At 73.7% G+C, this 5858-nt stretch carries 5 protein-coding genes; 2 read left to right on the top strand and 3 right to left on the bottom strand.

The genetic code is table 11. From position 1 onward, the window contains the following. Positions 1–68: 68 nt before the first annotated feature. A complete protein-coding gene (locus AOK18_RS25185; RefSeq protein WP_055573500.1) occupies positions 69–968 on the bottom strand; it encodes a universal stress protein in 900 nt (299 codons plus the stop codon). Between the two features lie 360 nt (positions 969–1328). On the opposite strand from AOK18_RS25185, the gene AOK18_RS25180 reads away from it, so the two are divergent. Both AOK18_RS25180 and AOK18_RS25175 read left to right on the top strand, forming a co-directional pair. Then, entirely contained in the window at positions 1329–1799 is a 471-nt protein-coding gene (locus tag AOK18_RS25180) for a cation:proton antiporter regulatory subunit (protein ID WP_055695818.1), read from the top strand. A gap of 4 nt (positions 1800–1803) precedes the next feature. Beyond that, positions 1804–3078 carry a cation:proton antiporter gene (locus AOK18_RS25175; RefSeq protein WP_055695817.1) on the top strand — a complete coding sequence of 425 codons (1275 nt, stop codon included), beginning with the start codon at positions 1804–1806 and terminating at the stop codon, positions 3076–3078. A gap of 77 nt (positions 3079–3155) precedes the next feature. Here the strand turns inward: AOK18_RS25175 and AOK18_RS25170 are convergent, their stop codons facing one another. Both AOK18_RS25170 and AOK18_RS25165 read right to left on the bottom strand, forming a co-directional pair. Continuing rightward, a complete protein-coding gene (locus tag AOK18_RS25170) occupies positions 3156–4262 on the bottom strand; it encodes a DNA polymerase III subunit beta family protein (protein WP_055695819.1) in 1107 nt (368 codons plus the stop codon). Between the two features lie 234 nt (positions 4263–4496). Further along, on the bottom strand, positions 4497–5858 hold a 1362-nt coding region (locus tag AOK18_RS25165), incomplete at its 5' end, for a S41 family peptidase (RefSeq protein ID WP_157865179.1).

The raw sequence follows: 5858 nt of genomic DNA, 5'->3' as shown, positions 1-5858 counted from the left end.
CGCCCGCGGGTACCGAAGTACCCGCGGGCGGGACACCGTACCGACGCGAAAGGCCGGAAGCGGGCGGGTTACGCGTCCCCGTCCTTCTCCCCGCCGTCGCCGCGGACGACCGCCACCGGGCAGTGGGCGTGGTGCAGCATCGCCTGGCTGACCGAACCGAGCAGCAGCCCGGTGAACCCGCCCCGCCCCCGGGCGCCGACCACCAGCAACTGCGCGGTACGGCTCGCCTCGATGAGCGCTTCGCGCGTGCCGCCGTGCACGACCTCGTGCCGCACCTTCACACCGGGGTACCGCGCCTGATGCCCGGCCAGGGCCTCGGCCAGCAGGCGCTCCTCGCCCGCCCTCAGCTCGTCGGGCCCGCTCGCGTAGGGGGCCTTCTCGTCCTGCGGCGGGGGCGCCGGCGCGTTCCAGGTGGTCCAGGAGTGCAGCGTGACCAGTTCGGCCCCGCGCAGCGCCGCCTCGGCGAAGGCGAAGCCGATCGCCTTCGCGCCCCTCGGGGAACCGTCGACCCCGACCACCACCGGGCCCTCCGGGGCGCCGGTCTCCCGGACGACCAGCACCGGGCACTGCCCGTGACTCGCCAGGTGCACGGCCGTCGAACCCACCAGCAGCCCGATGAAGCCCCCCATGCCGCGGGACCCGACGACCACCAGGTCCGCGTCGTGGGACTGCGCCTCCAGCACGGTCAGCGGTTCGCCCGTCACCACGGTGTGCGAGACCTCCACGTCCGGTGCCACGGACCTGGCGTGCTCCACCGCCTCGGTCACCAGCTTCTCGACCATGGTCTGCAGACCGCCCCCGGGCGGTCCCAGCGGTGAGGGGCCCAGCGGCACGTGCATGGCCGGCCAGAGGAAGGCGTGCACCACACGCAGCCCGGCCCCGCGCCGTCGTGCTTCCTCGGCCGCGGCTCCCACGGCGGCGAGGCTCGATGCCGAACCGTCGACTCCCACTACGACCAGACCGCTCATCATGCCTCCCGAATCGGTGCCTCGTACGCATCGTCCCACGGGTGTGCCCCGCCGCCATGGGCCCTGTGGGCCACACCCGGCGGCCGGCCGGACCGGAAAGCCCCCCCGGGCCACGCAGGTTCCCGCCCCGTGCCCGGCACGTCACCGGGCACGGCGGGGCGCCGCTCCGGGACTCCGGTGGACGGTCGGGTGCCGCCGTGACCGTTGTCCATCCGTGGCATCACCCAATCCCCCGACGGGATCGCGGGATGACACGATGTCCTCCGTGGGGGCCGACCATCAGTGCGATGAGGGTCCCCACCCATGGACGGACGACCAGAAGAAGAACCGGGAAGGGGACGGGCTGTGCCTGCTCCACGGATGAGCACCACGCCACTGCCGGGCATCGGCGTGAAATACGACCTCACCACGCGTGAGCACCAGCACCTGTCCGTGATCGCGCACCGGGACGGCGCCCGCACGGTCAACGTCTACCGTTCCGACGACCCGGACGCCTGCGCCCAGTCGCTGCGGCTGAACGTCGCCGAGTCGGCCGCCCTGATCGACGCGCTGATGCCCGCTCACCACAGCCCGAACGTGCTGCACACCACCGACCTGGGTCTGGTCGCCGAGCGCATCGAACTGTCCGCCGCCTCGTACTGGAACGGCAGGGTGCTGGGCGAGAGCCGGATCCGTACCGACACCGGCGCCTCGATCGTGGCCGTGCTGCGCCGGGCCGAGGCGATCCCGTCCCCGGCGCCCGACTTCCGCCTGGCGGGCGGGGACACGCTCATCGTCATCGGCACCCGTGAGGGCGTCGAGACCGCTGCCGAGATCCTCGGGCGGGAGTGAGCGCGTGCACTCTTCCGCGATCTTCCTGATCGAGTTCGGCGCGATCATCCTCGGACTCGGTCTGCTGGGCCGCCTCGCCGGACGCCTGCAGTTCTCCCCCATCCCGCTCTACCTGCTGGCGGGCCTGGCCTTCGGCGAGGGCGGACTGCTGCCGCTCGGCGCGAGCGAGGAGTTCGTCGCGATCGGCGCCGAGATCGGCGTGGTCCTGCTGCTGCTCATGCTCGGCCTGGAGTACTCGGCCAGCGACCTGGTCTCCAATCTCAGGACCCAGTACCCGGCCGGCCTGGTCGACATGCTGCTGAACGCCGTGCCCGGCGCGATCCTCGCCCTGCTGCTCGGCTGGGGGCCGGTCGCCGCCGTGGTGCTGGCCGGTGTCACCTGGATCTCCTCCTCCGGCGTCATCGCGAAGGTCCTCAACGACCTCGGCCGGCTCGGCAACCGGGAGACCCCGGTGATCCTCAGCATCCTGGTGCTGGAGGACCTGGCGATGGCGGTCTACCTGCCCATCGTCACCGCCCTGCTGGCCGGGGTCGGCCTCGCCGCGGGAAGCGTCACACTGGCCGTCGCGCTCGGCGTCGCCGGACTCGTCCTGTTCGTCGCCGTCCGCTACGGGCGGGTCATCTCCCGCTTCGTCTCCAGTGACGACGCGGAGAAACTGCTGCTGGTGGTCCTCGGCCTGACCCTGCTCGTCGCCGGCATCGCCCAGCAGCTCCAGGTGTCCGCGGCGGTGGGGGCGTTCCTGGTCGGCATCGCCCTGTCCGGGGAGGCCGCCGAGGGCGCGCACAACCTGCTGGCCCCGCTGCGCGACCTGTTCGCCGCGGTGTTCTTCGTCTTCTTCGGACTGCACACCGACCCGCAGTCCATCCCGCCGGTGATCCTGCCCGCCTTCGTGCTCGCCGTCGTCACCGCGCTGACGAAGACGGCCACCGGCTGGTGGGCCGCCCGCCGGGCCGGGATCTCCGGGAGGGGCCGCTGGCGCGCGGGCGGCACGCTGGTCGCCCGGGGAGAGTTCTCCATCGTCATCGCCGGGCTCGCGGTCACCGCCGGGATCGAGCCCCAGCTCGGACCGCTGGCCACCTCGTACGTCCTGATCCTGGTCATCCTGGGACCGCTCACCGCCCGCTACACCGAGCCCGTGGCCCTCCGTCTGACCAGGAGGAAGTCCTCCGAGGACAGCGCTCCCGCCCCCCGCGGGTCCGCGGCCGTCCCGGCTTCCGCCCTGGCCCCCGCCCTGGAGACGCTGGAGCCGGCAGAGGACGCGAAGACCGAGCGGCCGTAGCGCCGGACCACCCCTCCCGCCGCGCGGTTCCCGTGCTCCCCGGCCGGGGAGCACGGGAACCGCGCGGCGGACGGACCCTAGCCGTCCAGCCGGACCGGCATCAGCAGGGAGAAGGTGTCCTCGTCGTCCGGCCGGCGGACCGCGACGGGTGCCGAGGGGGCGCCGAGCTCCAGGACCAGCCGGTCGCGGGCCCCGGCGTCGAGGGCGTCCAGCAGGAACGCGCGGTTGACCGCGACACGGCCGCCGTCCCCGTCCACCCCGCCGGCCGCGTCCGCACCGTCGTCGCAGACGCGTACCGTGCCGTCGGCGCCGGCCCCGATCACACTGACGTCGAAGACCGCCCCGTCCGTCTCGCGCACCTCACCCGTACGCACGGGCCCCTCCTGCACCGCCTGCCGGAAGGCCGCCACGTCGACCACGGTGCGGCGGCCGGCGGGCAGGCTGATCAGACGGACGTAGTCCGGGAAGTCGTGCTCGAGGGACCGGCCGGCCACCTGGCGGCCGCCCTCCGTCTCCAGCGTCACCCGGTCGCCGTCCACGGTGAGCCGTACGGTCTCGGGGCCGCCGGCGAGCGCCCGCATCGCGTCGACGAGCGGCAGCGGCACGACGACCTGCACGCGGGACCCGCCGTGCCCGGTGACCGGGACCCGCGCGACGGCCAGCCGGTACCGGTCGGTGGCCACGAGGCGCAGCGCGTCGCCCTCGACGTCGAAGAGGACCCCGCCGAGCATCGGCACCTCGGGGTCGGTGCCGGCCGCGAAGCGGACCGCGTCCAGCGCGGCGGCCAGTCCGGGCGAGCCGAGGGCGGGGCGGGCCGTGGCGGTACGGGGTCGGGTCATGGGTTTCTCCCTGTCGTCGAGGAGGGTCCGGAGCGTGGAGAACTCGCCGCGGGCGTCGGAGAGCCCCCGTTCCAGGCGGCGCAGGTGCGCCTCGAGGAGCTGCCGCACGAGATCGGTGTCCGCGCCGGCCCAGCCGGCCAGCACCAGCCGGATGTCGGCCAGGGGCATGTCGGCCCTCCGCAGCCGTGCCAGCAGCCGGGCCTCGTCCAGCTGCCCGGGTGCGTACCAGCGGTAGCCGCTCACGGGGTCGACCCAGGCGGGTACGAGCACACCGGCACGGTCGTAGAACCGCAGGGCGCTCACGCTCAGGCCGCTGTCCCGGGCCGTCTCACCAATGCTGCGCATCTCGCTCTCCACACCCGCAACCCTCGTGCCTCGACAAGGTCGAGGGTCAACCCCGTGCCCGGAGGCCGGCTCCCCCCTTCGCCGGGGACCTGTTCCACGGGGCCGCGCCGACGGGGCGTGCCTCCGGTTCCGTACAGCGCCCGTACGGCAACCCGTACGACACCCGTACGGCGACCCGTACGGGACCGGCCCCGTGATCGGTGAGGGGGGACCTCCGGGGCGCCGTCCCCGCCGTCAGGAGGATCCGCCCGGGCACGGCGGTGTCGTCCCCGGCGGGTTGCCCGCGAGGTGGTCGAAGGCGCGGGCGATGGCCGCGTCGCAGCGGTGCTCGATCTCCGTGGCCGTGAAGACGGGGGTGCGGAACTCCCGCGGCACCGGGATGCCGCGGCCCTCGAAGCTCTGCCCGGCCGCATCCCGGTAGTCCTCGTTGCCGAGGTCGAGGGACCAGCCGTTGGGCAGCGTCCGCGACAGCTGGTCCGAGAAGACGCCCTGCGTCGGGCGGCCGATCAGCGCGGGCTTCGGCGAGCGGTTCAGCAGCGCCATGACCGCCGTCTCGCCCGCGCTCACCGTGAGGTCGCTGACCAGCAGCGCGATCGGTCCGCGGAAGCCGGGGCGATCGCCGGGCGACACCCGCAGCTTCTCGTACGGCGTGAATCCGGAGGCCGCCCGCGTGTCACGCGCCCGCTTCTGGAACGCGAAATGGGACGTGCCCGTCAGCCGGGCGGCGAGGGCGAGGCTGAGGCCGTCGAAGCCGCCGTGGTTGAGGCGCAGATCCAGCACGAGGCCGCGCCAGCCGTCCCGCTCCGCGACGGCGAACACCGTGTCCAGTGCTTGTTCGAACTTCCTCCGGTCGACGTCGTACGACTCGCCCGCGAAGTCGTCGAACTGGGTGATGCGCAGGTAGCCCAAGCGGCCCGGCAGCCCGCCGGCGTACTCCACCTTGTCGTCGATGACGGGTTCGAGCGGTGTGCCCAGCCTCGCCTCGATCGCGGGGCGGAAGGCATCGGTGTCCATGTCGGCCGCCTCGCGTGTGCCCGGCCGTCTGCCGTACAGGCTGAGGTCCTCCCCCTCGACACCGGTGTGCATGTCGCCGAGCTCGCGGACCGTGTCGCCCAGCAGCCTGCCGAGGGTCCGGTCGCTGTTGTCCTCGGCCAGGGCCGCCCGGTCGCGCTCCCTGCCCGTCCCGTCGAGCTTCCGGTGCGGGTAGGGCGGGTAGTGCTCGGTGAGGTTCTGCCAGAAGACGTCGAAGGTCTGCAGGCGGCGGGCGTCCGCGTTCCGGGGGACCGCGGACGGGCAGTCGGGCGGCTCCTCGAGCCGGTTCATGCGGATGTGTCCGACCGTGCCCGGCTCCTGCACGACCAGCTGGTCTCCTCGCACGCGGACGACCAGCTCGGCCTCCCCGTCCTCACCGAAGGAGGTCGCGTCGCCCTCGCGGCCCACCGGTGTCAGCGTGTCCCCGCCGAGGCAGCTCCCCGAGGTCCGCTCGTAGGAGGTGAGCCGCGCCCCGCCCGCACCGTCCCGGGCGATGTCGAAGACGTAACCGTATCCGGTGCTCTGCCATGTCCCTTCGATCGACGCGGGCGGGGCGCGGCTCAC

This window comes from Streptomyces prasinopilosus (assembly GCF_001419695.1).
Lineage (GTDB): Bacteria > Actinomycetota > Actinomycetes > Streptomycetales > Streptomycetaceae > Streptomyces > Streptomyces prasinopilosus.
The sequence above is the reverse complement of the archived record's forward strand: the minus strand, read 5'-3'. Positions and strand labels throughout refer to the sequence as shown.

Bases quoted from the DNA above. Each gene is read 5' to 3' on its own strand.
- AOK18_RS25185 (WP_055573500.1), bottom strand. From the start codon at position 968: ATGAGCGGTCTGGTCGTAGTGGGAGTCGACGGTTCGGCATCGAGCCTC.
- AOK18_RS25180 (WP_055695818.1), top strand. From the start codon at position 1,329: ATGAGCACCACGCCACTGCCGGGCATCGGCGTGAAATACGACCTCACC.
- AOK18_RS25170 (WP_055695819.1), bottom strand. From the start codon at position 4,262: ATGCGCAGCATTGGTGAGACGGCCCGGGACAGCGGCCTGAGCGTGAGC.